Source organism: Microbacterium sp. NPDC055665, from assembly GCF_053618035.1.
In genome coordinates this window covers 395960-417237 of record NZ_JBSHGY010000003.1, presented here as the reverse complement: position 1 = coordinate 417237, position 21278 = coordinate 395960, and the positions used below count along the sequence as shown (strand labels likewise).

16 protein-coding genes are annotated in these 21278 nt (G+C 68.0%); 13 read left to right on the top strand and 3 right to left on the bottom strand.

What is annotated here, in order from left to right:
- The first annotated feature begins 72 nt into the window (after positions 1-72).
- From ACWGO6_RS11365 to ACWGO6_RS11355, 3 genes are all read left to right on the top strand, one after another.
- Positions 73-1245, top strand: coding sequence for an ROK family transcriptional regulator (locus ACWGO6_RS11365; protein ID WP_452326748.1), 1173 nt, complete (start codon positions 73-75; stop codon positions 1243-1245).
- A gap of 84 nt (positions 1246-1329) precedes the next feature.
- A complete protein-coding gene (locus ACWGO6_RS11360) occupies positions 1330-2223 on the top strand; it encodes a formylglycine-generating enzyme family protein (RefSeq protein WP_452326796.1) in 894 nt (297 codons plus the stop codon).
- A gap of 86 nt (positions 2224-2309) precedes the next feature.
- A complete protein-coding gene (locus ACWGO6_RS11355) occupies positions 2310-3809 on the top strand; it encodes an arylsulfatase (protein ID WP_452326747.1) in 1500 nt (499 codons plus the stop codon).
- 75 nt (positions 3810-3884) lie between these two features.
- Here ACWGO6_RS11355 and ACWGO6_RS11350 read toward each other — a convergent pair whose 3' ends face one another.
- Together ACWGO6_RS11350 and ACWGO6_RS11345 are read right to left on the bottom strand one after the other, a co-directional pair.
- Complete coding sequence (locus ACWGO6_RS11350; protein WP_452326746.1) at positions 3885-4058, bottom strand: antitoxin VbhA family protein; 174 nt, start codon at positions 4056-4058, stop codon at positions 3885-3887.
- Between the two features lie 8 nt (positions 4059-4066).
- A complete protein-coding gene (locus ACWGO6_RS11345; RefSeq protein WP_136043098.1) occupies positions 4067-5080 on the bottom strand; it encodes a LacI family DNA-binding transcriptional regulator in 1014 nt (337 codons plus the stop codon).
- 127 nt (positions 5081-5207) lie between these two features.
- On the opposite strand from ACWGO6_RS11345, the gene ACWGO6_RS11340 reads away from it, so the two are divergent.
- From ACWGO6_RS11340 to ACWGO6_RS11315, 6 genes are all read left to right on the top strand, one after another.
- On the top strand, positions 5208-6443 hold the full coding sequence (locus ACWGO6_RS11340; RefSeq protein ID WP_205820379.1) for an amino acid ABC transporter substrate-binding protein: 1236 nt from the start codon (positions 5208-5210) through the stop codon (positions 6441-6443).
- A 10-nt stretch (positions 6444-6453) separates the two neighbouring features.
- Positions 6454-7338, top strand: coding sequence for a branched-chain amino acid ABC transporter permease (locus ACWGO6_RS11335; RefSeq protein WP_452326745.1), 885 nt, complete (start codon positions 6454-6456; stop codon positions 7336-7338).
- On the top strand, positions 7322-8437 hold the full coding sequence (locus ACWGO6_RS11330) for a branched-chain amino acid ABC transporter permease (RefSeq protein WP_240745137.1): 1116 nt from the start codon (positions 7322-7324) through the stop codon (positions 8435-8437). The genes ACWGO6_RS11335 and ACWGO6_RS11330 overlap by 17 nt, the downstream gene beginning before the upstream one ends.
- Positions 8434-9195 (top strand): ABC transporter ATP-binding protein, encoded by a 762-nt coding sequence (locus tag ACWGO6_RS11325; RefSeq protein ID WP_136043099.1) that lies wholly within the window; start codon positions 8434-8436, stop codon positions 9193-9195. The genes ACWGO6_RS11330 and ACWGO6_RS11325 overlap by 4 nt, the downstream gene beginning before the upstream one ends.
- On the top strand, positions 9185-9937 hold the full coding sequence (locus tag ACWGO6_RS11320) for an ABC transporter ATP-binding protein (RefSeq protein WP_452326744.1): 753 nt from the start codon (positions 9185-9187) through the stop codon (positions 9935-9937). The genes ACWGO6_RS11325 and ACWGO6_RS11320 overlap by 11 nt, the downstream gene beginning before the upstream one ends.
- 184 nt (positions 9938-10121) lie before the next feature.
- A complete protein-coding gene (locus ACWGO6_RS11315; RefSeq protein ID WP_452326743.1) occupies positions 10122-14312 on the top strand; it encodes a PQQ-dependent sugar dehydrogenase in 4191 nt (1396 codons plus the stop codon).
- Positions 14313-14377: 65 nt separating this feature from the next.
- On the opposite strand, the gene ACWGO6_RS11310 is transcribed toward ACWGO6_RS11315, so the two are convergent.
- Positions 14378-15409, bottom strand: coding sequence for a LacI family DNA-binding transcriptional regulator (locus tag ACWGO6_RS11310; RefSeq protein ID WP_452326742.1), 1032 nt, complete (start codon positions 15407-15409; stop codon positions 14378-14380).
- A 113-nt stretch (positions 15410-15522) separates the two neighbouring features.
- On the opposite strand from ACWGO6_RS11310, the gene ACWGO6_RS11305 reads away from it, so the two are divergent.
- The 4 genes from ACWGO6_RS11305 to ACWGO6_RS11290 are packed head-to-tail and all read left to right on the top strand — an operon-like array spanning position 15523 to position 21236.
- The gene (locus ACWGO6_RS11305) at positions 15523-16821 is read left to right on the top strand and encodes an ABC transporter substrate-binding protein (protein WP_452326741.1); all 1299 of its coding nucleotides are present in this window, start codon (positions 15523-15525) and stop codon (positions 16819-16821) included.
- A 58-nt stretch (positions 16822-16879) separates the two neighbouring features.
- Complete coding sequence (locus tag ACWGO6_RS11300) at positions 16880-17773, top strand: carbohydrate ABC transporter permease (protein WP_136043103.1); 894 nt, start codon at positions 16880-16882, stop codon at positions 17771-17773.
- Complete coding sequence (locus tag ACWGO6_RS11295) at positions 17770-18630, top strand: carbohydrate ABC transporter permease (RefSeq protein WP_136043104.1); 861 nt, start codon at positions 17770-17772, stop codon at positions 18628-18630. Before ACWGO6_RS11300 ends, ACWGO6_RS11295 begins: the two co-directional genes overlap by 4 nt.
- Positions 18627-21236, top strand: coding sequence for an alpha-L-rhamnosidase (locus tag ACWGO6_RS11290; protein ID WP_168429573.1), 2610 nt, complete (start codon positions 18627-18629; stop codon positions 21234-21236). Before ACWGO6_RS11295 ends, ACWGO6_RS11290 begins: the two co-directional genes overlap by 4 nt.
- Positions 21237-21278 lie beyond the last annotated feature (42 nt).

Genomic DNA, 21278 nt, shown 5'->3' with positions numbered 1-21278 from the left:
GCACGGACGCAATAAGTTGTGCTTCACAACATAACCGATGACAGCAGGCATCCGCACCCCTAAAGTGGGAACGTGCCCCCTGAATCCGCTGCCCCGCGCTCCCGCGAAGCGAACCTGGCGTGGATCCTCTCGATCGTCCACCACGAAGGTCCCCGCTCTCGCTCGGCCCTGACCGAGGCGACGGGGCTCAACCGCTCGACCATCGCCGCGCTGGTGGCCGAGCTCGTGGGCGCCGGCCTCGTCGATGAGCGGCCGCCGGAATCCTCGGCGCGGGCGGGTCGGCCCTCTCCTGTGGTCGCACCCTCCGCCGACGTCGTCGCGATCAGCGTGCACCCCGAGGTCGACGCGGTCGAGATCGCCGCCGTCGCCCTGGACCGCAGCATCCGCGTGCGCGAGCGCATCGTCAACACCGCGACACCGACCACGGCCGATGTCGCCGCACTCGTCGGCGAGCGTGTCGACAGCTGGCGGGCGGATGCCCTCGCAGACTGCGCCGTCATCGGCATCGGTGTCGCGGTGCCGGGGCTCGTGCGCTCGGCCGACGGCGTGGTGCGCAACGCCCCGCACCTCGGCTGGATCGACGAGCCGCTGGCCGCGATGATCCAGGAGGCGACGGGCATCCGCACCGCCGTCGACAACGACGCGACCCTCGGCGCGCTCGCCGAGCACCTCTTCGGCGCCGGCCGCGGCATCGACGAGCTCGTGTACCTCAACGGCGGCGCCTCCGGCATCGGCGGCGGACTCGTGATCCACGGTCTGGCCGCCACCGGCGCGAGCGGCTACGCGGGAGAGTTCGGGCACAACCGGCCCGGCATCGACGGCGCCGACCGTCGCACCGACGACGGGGTGCTGGAAGACGAGGTGAATCGCCGGCATCTGCTCGACCTCCTCGGGCTCGACGACGCCGACGACGACGAGCTCGCCGCAGCCCTCGCCGCTGCCGAGGCGCCCGAGGTGCAGGCGGAACTCGTGCGGCAGGCGAAGATCCTCGGAAGCGCGCTGGCGAACGCGGTCAACGTGCTCAATCCGGCTCTCGTGATCCTCGGGGGCTTCCTGGCGCTGGTCGACGAGGGGGCACACGACCGGCTGGTCGACGAGGTCTCGCGACTGGCGATGCCCGAGAGCGCCGCGGCTGTCGCGATCCGCGCCGCTGAACTCGGCTCCGATCGGCTGCTCGTCGGTGCGGCCGAGCTGGCGTTCCGTCCGCTGTGGGGGAGCACCCGGACGTTCGACGCGTCCCGCTGAGCGCAGGGTCCACCGGCCGGAATACTCCCGGTCCCCCCGATGCGGCCGGACACTACGCTGAGTCTCGTGACGAACTCGCGCGACATGGTCCACATCCCCGGCGGCACGTTCCTGATGGGGTCCGACGACTTCTATCCCGATGAGCGGCCGGCGCACCAGCGCGAGGTCGCGTCGTTCTTCATCGATCGCTACCAGGTCACCAACGAGCAGTACGCCGAGTTCGTCGACGCGACCGGGTACGTCACGGTGGCCGAGCGCCCGCTCGATCCTGCGGCCTTCGCGGGTGCCGATCCTGCCGATCTCGTCCCGGGAGCGATGGTGTTCACCCCGACTGCCGGTCCGACGAATCTGGGTGACTGGCGAAACTGGTGGCGCTGGCAGCCCGGGGCGTTCTGGCGCAAGCCGTTCGGCCCTGACTCGTCGATCGACGATCGGCTGCAGCATCCGGTCGTCCACATCGCGTTCGAGGATGCCGTCGCCTACGCCGACTGGGTGGGGATGCGGCTGCCCACCGAGGCCGAACACGAGTACGCAGCGCGTGGGGGACTGGACGGCGCGGCATTCGCCTGGGGCGACGAGGCCTACCCCGACGGGGTCGCGCAGGCGAACTCCTGGCTCGGACGCTTCCCCTACGACAATCAGGGTGTCGGCGGCACGGCGCCCGTCGGCTCCTACCCGCCCAACGGCTACGGCCTCTACGACATGATCGCCAACGTCTGGGAGTGGACGACCGACTTCTACACGCCGCGTCACCTGCGGCTCTCGGACACCCCGGTCGATGCGGGCAAGCGGACGAACCTGCTCGCCGCAGCCAGCGCGCAGGACGGCTTCCCCGACATCCCCCGGCGCGTCCTCAAGGGCGGGTCGCACCTCTGCTCCCCGGACTACTGCCTGCGATTCCGGCCTGCCGCGCGCTCGCCGCAGGCCGAGGACACCGGGATGTCGCACATCGGATTCCGCCTCACCCGCTCCGAGTGACCCGCCCCTGGGCCCAGGCCCGGGGGAGTGCTTGGCTACGACCGAGGGCACCCGCCCGTCTCACCGGTTGAAGCAAGGAGTCACCCATGGCTGAGAAGCCCAACATCCTCATCATCTGGGGCGATGACATCGGCATCAGCAACCTCAGCACGTATTCCGACGGTCTCATGGGCTACCGGACGCCGAACATCGACCGGATCGCCGACGAGGGCGTGAAGTTCACCGACTACTACGGCGAGCAGAGCTGCACCGCGGGACGTGCGGCGTTCATCACCGGGCAGAACCCGTATCGCACGGGCTTGACGAAGGTGGGGATGCCGGGGGCCCCGCTGGGGCTACAGCCGGAGGACCCCACGATCGCGGATGCACTCAAGCACCACGGCTACGCGACCGGCCAGTTCGGAAAGAACCACCTCGGCGACCGCGACGAGCACCTGCCGACCGCCCACGGCTTCGACGAGTTCTTCGGCAACCTCTACCACCTCAACGCGGAGGAGGAGCCGGAGCACCCGGACTACCCGACCGACGAGGAGTACCCCGGGTTCAGCGAGAAGTTCCGTCCGCGCGGCGTGCTCCACACGTGGGCGAACGGCGACGGCACTCAGCGCATCGAAGACACCGGTCCGCTGACGAAGAAGCGCATGGAGACGGTCGACGAGGAGTTCCGCGACGCCGCCGCCGACTTCATCCGCACGCAGGCCGCCGACGACACCCCGTTCTTCGTCTGGTTCAACTCCACCCACATGCACTTCCGCACCCACACCAAGGAAGAGAGCAAGGGGCGCGCGGGGCGCTGGCAGTCGAACTACCACGACACGATGCTCGACCACGATGATGTGGTGGGCAGCCTGCTCGACCTGCTCGACGAGCTCGGGCTGGCCGAGAACACGATCGTCATGTACTCCACAGACAACGGCCCGCACATGAACAGCTGGCCGGATGCCGGTATGACCCCGTTCCGCAACGAGAAGAACTCGAACTGGGAGGGCGCGTATCGGGTGCCCGCGATGGTCCGCTGGCCCGGACACATTCCCGCGGGGACGACGCTGAACGGCATGGTGAGCCACAACGACTGGTTCGTCACACTGCTCGCGGCGGTCGGAGACGGTGACATTTCCGATCGCCTCAAGTCGGGCACCGACCTGCACGGCACCGAGTACAAAGTGCACCTCGACGGGCACAACCAGCTCGACTACATCACGGGCGCCGTCGAGCACAGTCCGCGTCGACACTTCTTCTACGTCTCGGACGACGGCGACCTCACGGCGCTGCGCTTCGAGAACTGGAAGCTCGTGTTCCTCGAGCAGCGCGCCGTGGGAACCCTGCTGGTGTGGCAGGAGCCGTACATCGAGCTGCGCTTCCCGAAGCTGTTCAACCTGCGCACCGATCCGTACGAGCGGGCCGACATCACCTCGAACACCTATTGGGACTGGGTGCTCGACCACGTGTTCCTGTTCGTGCCGGCGCAGGCCTACGTCGCCAAGATGCTCGGCACGCTCGCCGAGTTCCCGGCGCGGCAGGAGTCGGCGTCCTTCACGATCAATCAGGTGATGAAGAAGCTGGTCTCGACCGTCGGCAGCTCCTGAGCACCGCACCGTTTTAGACAGAAGATCCGTCGAAACGGGGTACTTGTCCCGCCGCTATTGGCGGCTCGATGAAACTCAGGAGAGTCCGTACCGGGCCCGCACCCGATCCACGAGCTCATCCGAGTCGATGATGCCTGCCATGGACGAGTCGGCGTCAGCGCGCGTTTCGGGCGTGACCCCCAGGCCCTCGATCTCGGCGCTTCGGATCGTGTCTTCAACCCGTCGCGATCGGGTTCGAGCGGTCGTCATGGCCCTGCTCAGCCGCGCGGCGGCCCGGACGACTGCCGGATGATGAGCTCGTGCGCGGTCTCGATCGTCCGCGCCTCATCGCTCGCGGGGCGGAGGATGAGCGAGACGGCGTGCTGCCCCATCTCGAACATCGGGATGCGCGCTGTGGTGAGCGCCGGCGCCACATCCGGGGCGACGGAGATGTCGTCGAAGCCGACGACCGACATCTCCTCCGGCACACGGATGCCGTGCTGTCGCAGCTCGCTGAGGATGCCGATGGCCATGGCGTCGTTGAGGCCGACGATGGCGGTGACGTCGCGGTCGAGCAGCTCGCGCGCCCCCGCGATGCCGCCCTCGCGGGTGAACTCGTGCGAGACGACGACGAGCTCCAGGTCCGGGTCGCTCGTTCCCTCTCGCAGCCCGGCTATGCGGTCGGCGACGGTGTTGAGTTCGAGCGGGCCGGCGACGACGCCGATCCGGCGGTGCCCCAGCTCGGCCAGGTGGCGTCCGACCGAGATGCCCGCCCGATGGTTGTCGGGGAGGACGGCATCGACGGGAAGGTGGTGGCGGCCGATGACCGCCGCGCGGCCTCCGGAGAGCGTGAAGTCGAGCAGCGCTTCGGTCATGCCCTGCTCGCGCCCGGGGTCGGCGTACCCGGAGCCGGCGATGATGATCGAGCCGACGCGCTGGCGCAGCAGCGACTTGACCTGCGCGAGCTCGCTGTCGGGAGTGCGGTCGGCCTGGGCGATCTGCACGGATCGGTGCTCGAGGGTCGCGCTGCGGATCACGCCGCTCGCGATGTCGGAGAAGTAGGGGTCGCCGATCTCGTGCACCACGAGTCCGATGGTCGGAACGAGCCCGCCGGCGAGCCCGCGCGCGTGCATGTTGGGTTCGTAGCCGAGCTGCTTGGCGATGACGCGCACGTGCGCTGCCACTTCCGGAGAGATGCCGGAGCCGCCGCTCATGGCCCGCGATGCGCTCGCCAGGGAGACCCCTGCGGTTTCGGCCACATCGATGAGTCGTGGCGCGCCTTCACGCTTCACGAAACCTCCCCCTGTGGAGCAAGATCAACGCTGATTGCGAGGTAGGTTGCTCTTCGTTCTTCCGTCCCACTATAGTGGCGGAAGCGCTTACGAAAGCGCTTTCGCTACGATGACGTAGGAGACTCGGATGACTGCACCCAGACACGGTCGACGGATCGCGGCAGCGATCGGAACGCTGTCGATCGCCGCGCTCACGGTTTCGGCCTGCTCGGCCCCCGGCGATGAGGCGGAAGGGGGTGGATCCGACGATCCGATCGTCATCGGCATCTCGCTGCCGCTCACCGGCGACTTCTCCGAACCCGGCAAGGGCGTCGAGCGGGGCTATGAGGCCTGGCGCGACATCGTCAACGAGAACGGCGGCCTCCTCGGACGCCAGGTCGAGTTGAAGATCCTCGACGACCAGTCGAACGCCGACCGCGTCGTCTCCGACTACGAGTCGCTGATCGCGCAGGACGGCGTCGACCTCGTGTTCGGCCCGTTCTCGACCCGCCTCGTCGTGCCCTCGGCTCGCGTCGCGCAGGAGTACGGCATGCTCTTCGTCGAGCCGGCCGGTGCGGCGGAAGAGGTCTTCGAGCAGGGCTTCGACAACCTCTTCTACGCGGCCCCCGCGATCGCGAACGACCACTACAACAACCTCGCGGAATACCTGCTCGCGCTTCCCGAAGAAGAGCGCCCCGAGACGGTCGCCGTCGCCGCGATGGACGACCCCTTCGCGCAGGGCACCGCCTACGGCCTCCGCGACAAGCTCGAAGAGGGCGGCGTCGAGGTCGTGGTGGACGAGGTCTACCCGCCGAACACCACCGACTTCTCCACCATCGCGGCCAAGATCGCGCAGTCGGATGCCGACATGGTGATCGGCGGCACGCAGTACCAGGACGCCGTCAACCTGATCATCGCGCTCCAGCAGCTGAACTATCAGCCCGAGCTCGCGGCGTTCTCGACCGCACCGACCAACCCGGAGTTCGCCGCTGCGATCGGCGGTGCGACCGAGGGCATCCTCGCCCCCACCGGCTACTCGCCGAAGTCGCAGTTCCCCAGCAACATCGAGTTCGTCGAGAAGTACACCGAGATGCACGGCAACCCGCCCTCGGAGGACGAGGCCAACGCTTACACGACCGGTCAGGTCGTCGCCGCGGCGGTCGAGGCCGCGGGCTGCGCCGAGCAGGGCGAGTGCCAGCAGGAGCTCATCGACTGGCTGCGCGAGAACGAGGTCGAGACCGTCGTCGGGCCGCTCAGCTGGGACGAGACGGGCAAGCCCACCGGCGCGCACCTCATCCAGCAGTGGATCGACGGCGAGATCCTGATCGTCCTCCCGGACGACGTCAAGGAAGCCGACTTCCTCTTCCCGAAGCCGACGTGGTGATCCGCACATCGTGAGTGGAGCACTGCTGCTGCAAAGCCTGATCCTCGGCATCCTGCTGGGAGGGCTCTACGCCCTCCTGGCGGCCGGGCTCACGCTGTACTTCGGAATCATGCGCGTCGTCATGATCGCGCACTCCGCCTTCCTGATCCTGGCCGCGTACCTCGCGTGGTGGTTCAACCGGGAGACCGGCATCGACCCCCTCGTGTCGCTCGTCGTCACGGTGCCCCTGTTCTTCCTGACGGGTGTCGTGATGCAGCGACTGCTCGTCTCGAGGCTCAAGCCGCTGACCCTGACCATGATGTCGGTGCTGCTCACGTTCGCCGTGGCGCTGATCATCGAGGGGGCGCTCGGGTTCTTCTTCACCGGCACCCAGCGCCGCATCCCCCTTCCGTATGCGAGTGCGAGCCTCGACTTCTTCGGCGCGCAGGTGCCGGTGGTCAAGCTCATCGCCTTCGGGCTGGCGGCGGTGGCCCTCGCACTCCTGTTCGTGCTGCTGAAGTACACGAAGTTCGGGCAGGCGCTGCGGGCGACGATCCAGCACCCCGAGGCCGCGCGACTGGTCGGCATCAACACCGACCGCGTCGCCGGCTACGGGTTCGGTCTCGGCCTCGCCACGGCGGCGATCGGCGGCACCGCGCTCTCGCTCGACGCCACGATCTACCCGTCGCTGCACTGGCACTGGATCGGACCGCTCATGGCGATCATCGTCGTCGGCGGACTCGGCAGCATCCCGGGCGCCGCCATCGCGGCTGTCGTCCTCGGCGTCGCACAGAGCCTGCTCCAGCTCCCGCTGGGGCCGACCTGGGCACAGACGGTGTTCTACGTCGCCCTGTTCGCCACGCTCATGTTCCGTCCGCAAGGATTCTTCGGAGGTCGTCTTGCCCAGCGTTTCTAGCAGAGAGCCGATCGCCACCGAGACGGTCGTGATCGCTCCCCCCGCCCCCGTGCGGCGCTCGTCGTCGAAGTGGGTGCGGATCGTCCTCCTCGTGGTGGGCGCAGCCCTCGTCCTCTCGTTCCCGACCATCGCCCCGAACCCGTACATCCTGTCGGCGGGCGTCGTCATCCTGAACTACGCCGTGCTGTCGACGGGGTGGAACTTCATGGGCGGGTTCACGGGATACATCTCGCTCGGGCACGCCGCCTACTTCGGACTCGGCGCCTACGGCACCGGCCTCCTCATCAAGTACCTGGCGCTGCCCGGCTTCGTCGCCTGGATCCTCGCGGCCGTGCTCGTCTCGATCATCGCGATCCCGATCGGCATCGCCGCCCTCCGGGTGCGCGGCGCCTCGTTCGTGATCGTGTCGATCGCCTTCGTGCTGATCATGCTGCTGGTGTTCCAGAGCTGGCGCGAGGTCACCGGCGGCTCCGAGGGGCTCAACGTCCCGCGTCCGTTCGACGTGCTGCGGCCCGAGCACCACCGCATCTTCTACTACCTGTTCGCGGGCCTCCTGGCCGTAGCTCTGGTGGTCTGGTGGATCATCGACCGGTCCAAGTTCGGCACCGCGCTCAAGTCGGTCCGCGAAGACGAAGACAAGGCGCAGGCCCTCGGCGTGCCCACCACGCGGTACAAGCTGATCGCCTACGTGCTGTCGGCGCTGTTCGTGTCGTTGGGCGGCGGACTCTACGCGCTGTGGTTCGGCGACCTGGATCCCATCTTCCAGTTCTCGATCCTCATCGGCTCCTACATGGTGCTGATGGCCCTGCTCGGGGGAGTGCGGAACCTTTTCGGCCCGCTGCTCGGAGCCGTTGTCGTCGGCATCGCGCTCGAGTACTTCAAGCTCGAGTTCGGCGACACGCAGTTCCACCTCATCGCCACCGGCATCCTGCTCGGCATCGTCGTGCTCTTCATGCCCGACGGCATCATCCCCGCTGTGAAGGGACTGTTCACGCGCTCCTCGAACGCCGCGTCGATCCGCGAGGTCACCGCCGGCGAGCTCCTGGAGCAGAACAAGGCCCGAACAGCGGATGCCTCGAAGAAGGAGACGTCGTCATGAACGCCCCCACGGCACAGCCCACGACGCTCGAGAGCCTGAGCACGGTCGAGATGACCAAGTCCTTCGGTGGCGTCACCGCCGTCGACGGTGCGACGGTCACGTTCCAGGAGGGCAAGGTCAACGGCCTGATCGGGCCCAACGGCTCGGGCAAGACCACCTTCTTCAACTGCGTCACCGGCATGATCAAGCCCGACTCGGGCGAGGTGCGGTACCGGGGGCAGGCGATCACCCGCAAGTCGCCCGACCGCATCGCCCGCGCCGGCATCGGCCGCAGCTTCCAGCTGTGCCGGGTCTTCCCGCGCATGACCGTGATGGAGAACCTGCTCGTGGCGGTGCGCAGCACGAGTATCCGCCAGCAGCTGCGCTCCGCGCACGATCCGGACGAGCTGGAGCGGGCGCGCGGCTGGCTGCGGCGCGTCGGCATCGACCACCTCGAACACGCCGAGGCCCGCAACCTCAGCTACGGCCAGCAGAAGCTGCTGGAGCTTGCGGGCGTGCTCATGGGGGAGCCCGACACGATCATGCTCGACGAGCCCGCTGGTGGGGTGAACCCCGCCCTCATCGGACGAATCGCCACCCTGGTGCGCGAGCTCAACGAAGAGGGCAAGACGTTCATCATCGTCGAGCACAACATGGAGATGGTCATGAGCCTGTGCGACCACGTCGTGGTGTTCGACCGCGGCCGCCAGATCGCCGAGGGAACACCGGAGATCATCCAGCAAGACCCGCGAGTCCTGGAGGCCTACCTTGGAGTCTGAAGCGAAGAACCTGCTCGAGCTGCGCGACATCGAAGCCGGCTACGGCCGGGCGGCGCTCGTGCTCCGCGGCCTCACGGTCGAGGTGCCGCCCAGTTCGGTGGTCTGCCTCGTCGGGCCCAACGGCGCCGGTAAGTCGACCGTGCTCAAGGTGGCCAGCGGCATGCTCAAGCCCCGATCGGGCAGCATCCGCGTCGACGGCCGCGACATCACCGGAGAGGGACCGCAGTCGATGCTGCGGCACGGGCTCGCGCACGTGCTGCAGGGGCACAGTGTGTTCCGCGAGATGACGGTCGGCGAGAACGTGATGCTCGGCGCCTTCACCCTCAAGGATCAGAAGGTCATCCAGGAGCGCGTCGAATTCGTGCAGAACCTCTTCCCGATCGTGGGGGAGCGGTGGAAGCAGCTCGCCGGTCTGCTCTCGGGCGGTCAGCAGAAGCAGGTCGAGTTCGCTCGGTCGCTCATGGTGAGCCCGAAGGTCGTGCTCCTCGACGAACCGTCGATGGGCCTCGACCCCAAGACGACCGAGAAGGTCTTCGAGCAGATCGTGCGCATGCGAGACGCCGGCACCGCGGTGCTGCTCGTCGAGCAGAACGCGCGCCGGGCGCTCGAGACCGCCGACATCGGATGCGTGCTCGACCTCGGTCGGGTGCACATCTCGGGCCCGGCATCCGAGCTCCTTGCGGATCCGACCCTCGCCGCGCTGTATCTCGGCGGCAAGCCCGCCGTCCCCGACGCGGGATGAAACCCGGCGGGAGGAGGCGATCGATGCCTCCTCCCGCCTTTCTCGTCCATTCGGCGAAAGCGCTTGCGAAAGCGTTTACGCCCTGAGCCGCAGTACCGCTGAGCCCTCTCCGCTGCAGTGCCGCCCCGGAGAGGGGCACGACCATCGGCACGACACCCACGACGACGACGTTGAGAGGTTTCTGATGCACGAACGAATCATGCGACCCGCGAGCTCGAGCACCCGATCGGCCGCACCGCCTCCTCGATCCTTCGGCATACGACGAACGGGTGCGGTGGTCGCCGCGGCGGCTGTCGTCGGAGCGCTGCTGACCGCGAGCCCCGCCGCCGCGGCGGAACCGTTCACCGAGCTGGTCGACTTCGAGGCGTATGAGCGCGTCGCGCTGAACGGTCAGGACGGATGGACGTCATCCGCGGCTCCCCGTGTGATCGCCGATCCCCTCAACGGCAACAACCAGGTCGTCGAGTCCGTCGGGGGCACACAGCAGTCGTATCGCGCGATCCCGGCCATCGCCGAGGGCACCACCGGCACGCTGTTCTTCCGCTTCCTGCGCACCGGCAGCGTCGACACCTCCTTCGGGATCACCGATGTGGATGCGCCGAACGACTACGTGAACAGCCGCGCCTACGTGAACAACCAGAACGACGACGTGCTGCGCGTCCGCGACGGCGGCGCGTTCAAGCCGGCCGGCGTGTGGTCGAAGGATGCCTGGCAGTGCGTGTGGATCGTCGCCGACAACGCGGCCGACAAGGTCACCGTGTACAGCCAGGGCGGCGCCTACGAGGAGCAGACCCGCCTCCCCGAGGGCACCGAGCAGCAGTTCGGCTTCCGCCAGGCGGTGAACGGCGCGCTCGACCGGTTCTTCTGGAAGAACGGCGCCACCAGCACGGGACGCCTGCTGCTCGACGACGTCGCCGTCGACAACACGGGCGAGAACCTCGCGATCGCGACGGGCAACCCCGGCGACTGCGCACCGGGCGGCACGGCGAACGAGCCGCTGCTGAACCCGCTGCCCGACCCCGCGCTGGCCGACCTCGGCATCGAGGTGACCGAGCTCGCGCAGCTGCCGAAGTCGCAGACCACCCCGGCCACGCAGGACCAGCGCCTCGTGCGCCACAACCGGATCACGCACCTCGACGAGGTGCCCGATGACTCCGGCCGGCTGATGGTGCCCGACAACAACGACATCCTCTATCTGGTCGACAAGGAGTCGGGCGAGTACGTCCCGTACCTCAACGTCCGGAACGAGTTCATCGACAACTTCCACAACAGCGCAGGGCTCGGAACGGGTCTCGGCTCCGCGGAGTTCCACCCCGACTTCGCCGAGAACGGGCTGTTCTACACCGTCCACACCGAGGGCGGCACCGCGCTGACCGAAGACACCCCGGACTTCCCGGCCTTCGGCACCACCGCGTTCCACAGCGTGATCACCGAGTGGAAGGCCGATGACCCCTCGGCGGCGACCTTCGCCGGCACGCACCGTGAGGTCATGCGCATCCCGTTCGCCGGTCGCGTGCACACCGTGCAGCAGATCGCGTTCAACCCGACGGTGTCGGAGGGCGACGCCGACTACGGCAACCTCTACATCCTGGTCGGAGACGGCGGCAACGGCGTCGGCAACGGCAACCCGCAGGATCTGGCCACTCCGCAGGGCAAGATCCTGCGCGTGAACCCCACGGGCGACGACAGCGAGAACGGCGAGTACGGCGTTCCGGCCGACAACCCGTTCGTCGATGACGCCGATGCGCTGCCGGAGATCTACGCCGTCGGCATGCGCGACCCGCACCGCATCAGCTGGGACACCGAGGGCGACCACACCATGTATCTCGCGCACATCGGCGAGTGGCAGGTCGAGTCGGTCTACGCCGTCGAGCCGGGGGACAACTTCGGCTGGTCGGTGCGCGAGGGCTCGTTCCTGGCCGAGAACCGGCAGATCTTCCCGCTGCCGAAGGACGATGCCGAGAACGGATTCACCTACCCGGTGGCCGCCTACGACCACAACCGCGACCCCGGCCAGACCGGTGATGCGGGAGTGGCCGTGAACGGTGGATTCGTCTACCGCGGCGACATCCCCGAGCTCCAGGGACGCTACCTCTTCACGGACCTGGTGCGCGGTTGGGTGCTGTCCACGGATGCCGAGGAGATGGTGCGCAACGACGGCGACATCGACGACCTCGCGACGATCGAGGAGCTGCGGGTCTTCGCCGAAGGCGAGGAGACCACGTTCCAGGAGCTGGTCGGCGACAAGCGCGTCGACCTGCGGTTCGGCTCAGACGCCGACGGCGAGCTCTACCTCGTCTCCAAGGCGAACGGCAAGATCTGGAAGGTCACGGGGGCGCGTTCGGTCGATGAGCCGACCAACCCGTTCGTCCTTCCCGCACTCGCCCCGAACCTGGTCACGCACCACGACTTCGACCACCCGGATGCGGCGAAGCCGACGGTCGAGGTCGATCAGGGACGCTCCGGCACCGACATCTCGCTCATCAACGGCGGGGTCGAGATGCGGGTCGCCGACCGGGCGTACCCGGGTGCGGGCGAGGCGCTGCAGACGCAGCAGATGAGTCCGCGGACCGCGTCGAACGACGACTGGAAGGCGGGCATCTACGACGCGAACGGCGTCGATTCGCTCGACGCGTTCGCCGGCACGGACAAGGCCTCCGTCATGGGATGGTTCAAGCCGACCGGCGATCACCCGGCCCTGAACTCGGGCACCGCGAATCCTGACGACGTGTACAACGCGATCGGTCTCGCGGGCGTGCTCACCGGCACATCCGACGGTCATGCGGTGCGGGCGCTGCTCGAGGTCATCACGGTCGACGGGGAACTCAAGCTCGTCGCTCTCGGGCGTCGCGTCGACGGCGCAGGCTCCTGGACGTTCGCGGCCGACCTGCCGTGGAACGAGATCCTCAAGAAGGGGCAGTGGGTGCACCTCGCCGCGACCTTCGACTTCGCGGCGGGCGAGATGAAGCTGTTCATGAACGGTGAAGAGCTCGCGGGGAAGTACACCGCGTCCAACCCGTGGGGTGGCGGATCCACGTCCGACACCGCACCGGCCGGCATCAAGATCGGCGGCAGCTTCCCGCAGAACACGCGTGAGGCTAACCCGTTCAACGGTCGGATGGACGACATCATGCTGCTCGACACGGTTCCGACCGCCGAGCAGGTCGCCGCGCAGTACGCGCTGTACGCCGTGCCGCCGGTCGAACCGCCGACGCCGCCCACCTGCACGCCGGACGGCGAGGTCATCACGGATGTGATGGCGGAGGGCGACTGGGCGCCGCGGACCCCGGCCAAGTGGGACTTCCCCGGTGACGAGGTCGTGCTCACCGAGGCGGGCACCAACCCGAACGACGGGATCCGCCGGCCGTTCGAGTACGCCGTGCTCACCGAGGGGCCGGAGCTCGGATCGTTCGACCTCACCGGCCAGGTGCGGCTCGACGAGAAGGCATCGGTGAACAACCGCGACGTCATCATCGTCTTCGGCTGGAAGTCGGACACGGAGTACTACTACGCGCACCTCTCGCAGGACAACTCGATCTACCCGCACAACGGCATCTTCAAGGTGAACAAGGCCGACCGCGAGCGGATCGACGACCAGTGGGACGGTGCGGTCGGTGCTCCTCCGGCGGTCACCGACGAGGAGTGGCACGACGTGCGCGTGGTCCGGTGCGTCGACAGCGGTGACATCGCCGTGTACGTCGACGGACTCGACACCCCGCTGATGACCGCGAACGACAAGACGTTCCCCGAGGGCCGGGTGGGCTTCGGCTCCTTCGACAACTTCGGGCGTCTCCGCGACCTCTCGGTCACGGCGGCGGCGACGGACACCACGGCTCCCGCGGCGACCGTCAAGAGCGGCGCGGAGTTCACGGTCGGTCGCGACGGTGTCTACAGCAAGGTGTCGTTCAAGCTCCACGACGAGGGGAAGATCGATCGGCTGACCCTCAACGGCGTCGAGAAGGATCTGACCGACAACGTCTGGTCCGACCTGAATCACGTGAAGCCGGGAGTGTTCGGTGCCGTCGCCGGGGCGAACACGCTGGTCGTGTACGACGTGGCGGGCAACGCCACCACGGTGAAGTTCACCCTCGACGTCTCGGCCCCCGCCGTGACGGTCAAGGAGGGCAGTCAGTACACCGTGGGCGCGAACGGCTCCTACAGCCTGGTGTCGTACAAGCTCAACGACGGCGGCAAGGTGGACCGGCTGACGGTCAACGGAGTGGCGAAGGATGTGACGGACAACGTCTGGTCCGACCTCAACTTCGTGAAGCCGGGGGCCTTCGGTGCCAAGGCCGGCGCGAACACGCTGGTCGTGTACGACGTGGCGGGCAACGCCACGACCGTGCCGTTCACGCTGGTCGGCGCCGGCGGGTAGCAGCGGGCGAAGTCAGGGCGGCCCCCGGGACGGATTCCGTTCCGGGGCCGCTCTGTGCGTCAGCGTCAGACGACGGCCGAGCTCGCGCGGGCGAAGAGCGTGGGCGTCATCGTGATCGTGCGGTGCGCATGGCCGACGGGATCCGCGATCTCTTCATAGAGCACCTGGGCGGCAGTGCGCCCCATCTCGTGTCCCGGCTGCCCCACGCTGGTGATCGGGATCGAGCTGTCCTGCGCGAAATGGTTGTTGTCGTAGCCGACCACGGCGATGTCCGAGGGGACGTGCATGCCGGCCAGCTGCATGGTCTGGATCGCCCCCGCGGCCAGGGCGTCGGCGGCGGCGAAGAGCCCCTCGGGGCGCTCGCCGATGGGGCGAGAGCTGAGCATCTCGCCGAGCGCGTAGCCGCCGCGGACCGTGATGCTGCGGGTCTCGATCGTCTCGAGCCGGGCATCGGCGACCTCGGCGACCGCCCGCTGCGCCCCGATGTGGCGCTGTGCGATCGCGGAGAGTGAGAACGGGCCGCCGGCGAACGCCAACCGTCGCAGACCCTGGTCGAGCAGGTGACGGGTGGCGAGGTAGCCGCCGAGCTCCTCGTCCACGACCACGCCGCAGGCGTCGTCGTCGCCCGGCCAGTTCACGTGCACGACGGGCATGCCCCGGTGGCGGGCGGCGCGAGCGGCATCGAGCGGTGCGTCGAGCGGGGCGAGGAGGATGCCCGCCACCTTCGCCTCCTCGAACACGCTGATGTAGGAGTCCTGCTTCGCGAGGTTCACGTCGCTGTTGGCGAGCAGGAGACGGATGTTGTGTGTATCGAGCTCCTCCTCCACGCCGCGCGCCATGTCGACGAAGAACGAGTTGCCGACATCGACGACCACGAATCCGACGGTGTCCGCGCGCCCGGTGACGAGCGAGCGGGCTGCGTTGTTGCGCACGAAGCCGAGTTCGTCGATGGCGCTCAGCACCCGCTCGCGCGTCTCCTTCGCGACGATCTGCGGATTGTTCAGCACGTTCGACACGGTGCCGAGCGCCACGCCCGCATGCCGGGCGACGTCGGCCATCACCGGGCGGGGCCGGCCCGCATCGGAGGAAGTGGTCATGATTCGTCGTCCGTTCACTGAAATGGCATTTGCTTCTTGGAGCGCTTCAAGCGTACTATCTGAAGCGCTTCAAGTGTGTGATCAACGCGGCTCGCCCGTTTCAAGGAGGAATCATGAAGCTGACCACAGCACGGCTCTGGAGACGCGGTGCGATCACCGTCATCGCCGGAGCATCTGCCCTCGCACTCACCGCATGCGGTGGCGGCGGGGGATCGACGGCGGGCACGGATTCGCTGTCCCTGTTCGTGAACGTCGAGAACACCGAGGTCCCCGCCATCCTGGAGACGCTCGCCGGTGATGCCTGCTCCGCCGAGGCCGACACCCTTCCGCTCGATGTCGAGACGGTCCCGCAGTCGAACCTCGACCAGCAGCTGCAGCTCAAGGCCGGTCAGGGCGACCTGCCGGTGCTCTTCAGTGCCGGCAACGCCCCTGCACTGACCAAGACCCTCGCCGATTCGGGCAACGTCGCCGACTTCGAGGAGATCCTCACCGACCTCGACGTGATCGACAACATCGAGCCGGCGGCGATCTCGACCATCGAGAACCTCTACGGCGGCTTCCGCGTGCTGCCCTTCGAATACAACGTCGAGGGCATTTGGTACAACAAAGCGATCTTCGCCGATCAGGGCATCGACGAGCCGCAGACGTTCGACGAGCTGGTCGCCGCCGCCGCGAAGCTCGAGGCGGCCGGCATCCAGCCGTTCTCCGCGAGCGGCGAGCAGGGCTGGCCGATCACCCGCCTGATCTCCGGCTACCTCTTCCGCGACCTCGGACCGGACGCGCTTCAGAAGGTCGCCGACGGCGAGGCGAAGCTCACCGATCCCGAGTACGTGGCCGCCGCGCAGGCGATCGCCGACCTCGGCGCCGAGGGCTACTTCGGCCAGGGCGTGGGCTCCATCGACATGGCGACCAGCGAGAACCAGTTCCTCAACGGCTCGGCCGCGATGTTCTACATGGGCTCGTGGTTCCTGAGCCAGGCGAACGACCCCGAGGTCAACCAGATCGGCGCCGAGAACGTCGGCTTCATGCCGTTCCCGGGCGTCGAGGGCGGTGCGGGCGACCGTTCGCAGCTCGCCGCCAACGTGGGTCTGCCCATCACGATGAACGCCAAGGCCGTGAACGACGACACCGAGGCATGGCTGTCCTGCATCACCGAGAACTACGGCTCCGTGGCTCTCGAGCAGGAGAACCGGGTATCCGGCTTCGCGCTCAACACCGAGGTCACCGACGTGCCGCCGCTCACGCAGCTCATCCAGGAGCAGGTCGCCGGCACCGAGACCACCGTCCTCTGGTTCGAGGCGCTGTTCTCTGCCGAGGCCACGACCACGAGCCAGCGCAACGCCGCACCGCTGATCACCGGCAGTGTCTCCGCCGAGGAGTTCATGTCGATGATCCAGGCGGACCTCGACTAGCGAGAAAACGAGAGGGGCGGCGTCCTCGTACGCCGCCCCTCATCCTTCAGGAGAACGTATGCAGAACGTGTTGGGCGACCGCAAGGCGATCGCCATCCTTCTCGGCCCCGCCTTGCTCATCTACTCGGTGGTGATGCTCATCCCCGTGTTCTGGTCGCTGGGCTACACGCTGTTCGAGGGCAACGCCATCGTCGGCTTCGAGTTCGTCGGCCTCGACAACTTCGTCCGGCTGATCGGCGACTCCGAGGTGCACGCCGCGCTGCTGTTCACCCTGAAGTACGCCGCCGTCGTGACCATCGGACAGGTCCTGCTCGGGTACCTGCTCTCGCTGCTCTACGTCTTCGCGCTCAAGCGCGCATCCGGCCTCGTCCGGACCCTGGTCTTCTTCCCCGTCGTGATGCCGACGGTCGCCGTCGCGCTGCTCTTCCAGCAGCTGTTCTCGATCGCGCCGACCGAGGGCGTGGTCAACTCGATCCTGTCGGGCCTGGGCGGTGTGCCGGTGGACTGGTTCGGTGACGGCGCGAGTGCGTTCATCGTCATCGCGATCATGGACATCTGGCGCTCCATGGGCTTCTACGGTGTGCTGCTCTACGCCGGGCTGATCGACATCCCCGAGGATGTGCTGGAATCAGCCCGCCTTGACGGCGCCAGCGGATGGAAGCTCGTCCGCCACGTGGTGCTGCCGCTCTCCGCCCCGGTGCTGATCTCGTCGTTGATCTTCTCGATCAACGGAACCCTGAAGGTCTTCGACAGTGTGCTCGCGCTGACCAACGGCGGCCCTGGCACCTCGACCAGTCCCCTCACGATCTCGATGTTCGACAACGCGTTCACCTACGGCAACTACGGCTACGGCTCGACCATCGCGATGCTGCTCACCATCATCTGCCTCGTCGTGACCGTGTTCATCTTCCGTGCCAATGCCGGCTCGGCGAAGAAGGGAGGCGTGGCATGAGCGCGTCGACACCCGTATCCCGCCGCGCGACCAGGATGCTCCGTCGCGCACCCATCTGGCTGCTCGTCGCCGTGCTCCTGGTCATCGTCGGCTACCCGCTGATCTGGCTGCTGCTGGGCTCGTTCAAGAGCCAGCGGGAGTTCCTGGAGGCACCCACCTGGGCGCTTCCGGAGCAGTGGAACTTCGACAACTACATCGTCGCCTGGGACACGGCCGGTCTCGGCCAGTCCCTCTTCAACAGCGCCATCACGGTGCTGCCGTCGCTCTTCCTCATGCTGCTCCTGGGCACCGCGGCGGCGTTCGCACTCGAGGTGCTCGTCTGGAAGGGACGCAGCGGGGTGCTCATCATCTTCCTCGCCGGCATCATGGTGCCGACGCAGATGATCCTGCTCCCGCTGTTCAGCACCTACTTCCAGCTCGGGCTCACCGGCTCGCTCTGGCCGCTGATCATCACCTACACGGCCACGGGTCTGCCGCTGACCGTCTTCCTGATGGCGACATACTTCCGTGCGATCCCGCGTGAGGTGTTCGAGGCGGCGACGCTCGACGGCGCCAGCATCTACCGGCAGTTCTTCTCCATCGCGCTGCCGATGATGAAGAACGGACTGTTCACGGTCGGCCTCGTGCAGTTCTTCTTCTTCTGGAACGACCTGCTCATCGCGCTGACCTTCGCCAACTCCGGCAACCTGCGCACCCTGCAGGTCGGACTGCTCAACTTCAACGGCCAGTTCGGCACGACCCAATACGGTCCGCTGTTCGCCGCCATCAGCATCAACGTGTTCGCGCTCCTGATCATCTACCTGGTGCTCAACCAGCGCATCCAGAAGGGCCTCACGGCCGGAGCGGTCAAGGGATGAGCGCGCCCACCACTGAAAGGACGTTCGTGAAGGTCTCCGCTCCCCGGTTCGAGCACATCGACGACACGCTCGGGCTGGGGGCCCGCACGCCGCGGCTCTCCTGGAAGACCGAGGCCCCGGAGGGCTGGACCCAGCACGGGTGGCAGCTCGAGTGCGAGCGCGCGGGTGGCACGGTCGTCGCATCCGGCACGAACGCCGATCAGGTGCTCGTCGACTGGCCGTTCGAACCGCTCTCCTCCCGCGAGCAGGTGCGGGTGCGCGTGCGCGTCCGCGGCGAGGATGAGCGCTGGTCGTCCTGGAGCGAGCAGACGACCGCCGAGGCGGGACTGCTGGATGCCGCGGACTGGGTCGCCGCACCGGTCGGCGCGTCGTGGCCCGAGACTCCCGACACCGAACGCCGTCCCGCACTCGTGCGGCGGACCTTCCGTCTCGATCGTCCGGTCGCGAGCGCACGCCTGTACGTCACGGCGCACGGGCTCTACGAGGCGGAGATCAACGGTGCGCGCATCGGCGACCACGAGTTCTCGCCGGGGTGGACGAAGTACGACGAGCGTCTCGTGTACTGGACCTTCGATGTCACCGACCAGCTCGTCGAGGGTGAGAACACCGTCGGCGCCTGGCTGGGCGACGGCTGGTATCGCGGACGGCTCGGCTTCAACGGCGGCTACCGCGACCTGTACGGCACCGACCAGGCCCTCATCGCTCAGCTCGAGGTCACGCACGACGACGGGACGAAGACGGTCATCGCGACGGATGAGAGCTGGTCGACCGCCCCGAGCCCGATCCTGGTGTCCGGCCTGTACGACGGCGAGAAGCACGATGCCCGCGAGGAGCAGCTCGGATGGTCGCGCCCCGGAGGCGCCGGCGACGGGTGGAGCCCCGTGCGCGTCGGCCATCGCGATCCGGCGACGCTGGTCGCCCCGACGCTGCCGCCGGTGCGCTGCACCGAGGAACTCGCCCCCGTCACCGTCACCCGGGTCGACGAGACGACCCACCTCCTCGACTTCGGTCAGAACCTCGTCGGGCGGCTTCGCGTGCGGGTGCACGGGCCGGCGGGGCATGTGATCGCCCTGCGCCACGCCGAGGTGCTGGAGCACGGAGAGCTCGGCATCCGACCGCTGCGCCTGGCCGACGCCCACGACCTCATCACGCTCGACGGCGGGGAGCCGCGGTTCTGGGAGCCCAAATTCACCTTCCACGGCTTCCGCTACGCGACGGTCACCGGCCTCGAGGAGATCGGGGAGGGGGACGTGGTCGCGCGCGTCATCCACAGCGACATGCGCCGCACCGGATGGCTGGAGACGTCGAACCCCGACCTGAACCGCCTGCACGAGAACGTCCGCTGGGGCATGCGCGGCAACTTCCTCAGCATCCCCACCGACTGCCCGCAGCGCGACGAGCGCCTCGGCTGGACCGGCGATGTGCAGGTCTTCGCGCCCACGGCATCCTTCCTCTACGACTCGGCCGGCTTCCTCGAGAACTGGCTCACCGACGTGGCTCTCGAACAGCTCCCCGACGGCACCATCCCGTGGTTCGTGCCGGTCATCCCCGGCGGTCCCACCTGGAACCCGATCCGGACCGGGGCCGTGTGGGGAGACGTCTCGGTGCTGACGCCCTGGACGCTCCACGAGCGGTTCGGTGACCGCGAGGTGCTGCGCCGCCAGTACGACAGCGGCCGCAAGTGGGTCGAGCGCATGATCACGCAGTCCGGATCCGCGCGTCTCTGGCGTGACGGTCACCAGCTGGGTGACTGGCTCGACCCGGCGGCACCGCCGCACGATCCGGCCGATGCGCGTACCGACAGGTATCTGGTCGCCTCTGCGTACTTCGCCTTCTCGACGCGACGGCTGGCCGACACTGCCAGGCTCCTCGGCCTCGCGGCCGATGCCGACCGGTACGCCCGGATCGCCGAGGAGGCGCGCGATGCCTTCCGCGCGGAATACGTGCGACCGGACGGCACACTCACCTCCGACGCGCAGACCGCGTACGCGCTCGCCATCCGCTTCGGACTCCTGAGTGCGACCGAGGAGGCGGCCGCGGGCCGGCGTCTCGCCGCGCTCGTCCGCGAGGCCGGGAACCGCATCGCCACGGGGTTCGCGGGGACTCCGGTCATCAGCGACGCGCTGTCTCAGACCGGACACGTCGACACGGCCTACGACCTGATCCTCGAGACCGAATGCCCGTCGTGGCTCTACACGGTGCGCATGGGCGGGACGACCATCTGGGAGCGCTGGGATTCCATGCTGCCCGACGGATCGATCAACCCCGGCGAGATGACCAGCTTCAACCACTTCGCTCTCGGGAGCGTGGCGGACTGGATGCACCGGGTCATCGGCGGACTCTCGCCGGCGGCCCCCGGGTATCGGAGGATCGAGTGGGCGCCCGAGCCCGGCGGCGGACTGGACCACGCACGCGTTGCGTTCGAGTCGCCGTACGGTCTGATCGAGGGATCCTGGCGGCGATCGGCCGAGGGGATCCGGTACGAGCTCTCCGTTCCGACCGGCGTCGAGGGCACGATCCGCATCGCCGGCCTCGACGAGCAGCGCATCGAGTCGGGTGGGCGGTTCGAGGCGTTCGTCTCGTCGTCGGAGGCCGTCGCCGCATGATCCGCTGAAGCGGGGCCGGTGCGATCACCAGCCCCACTTCAG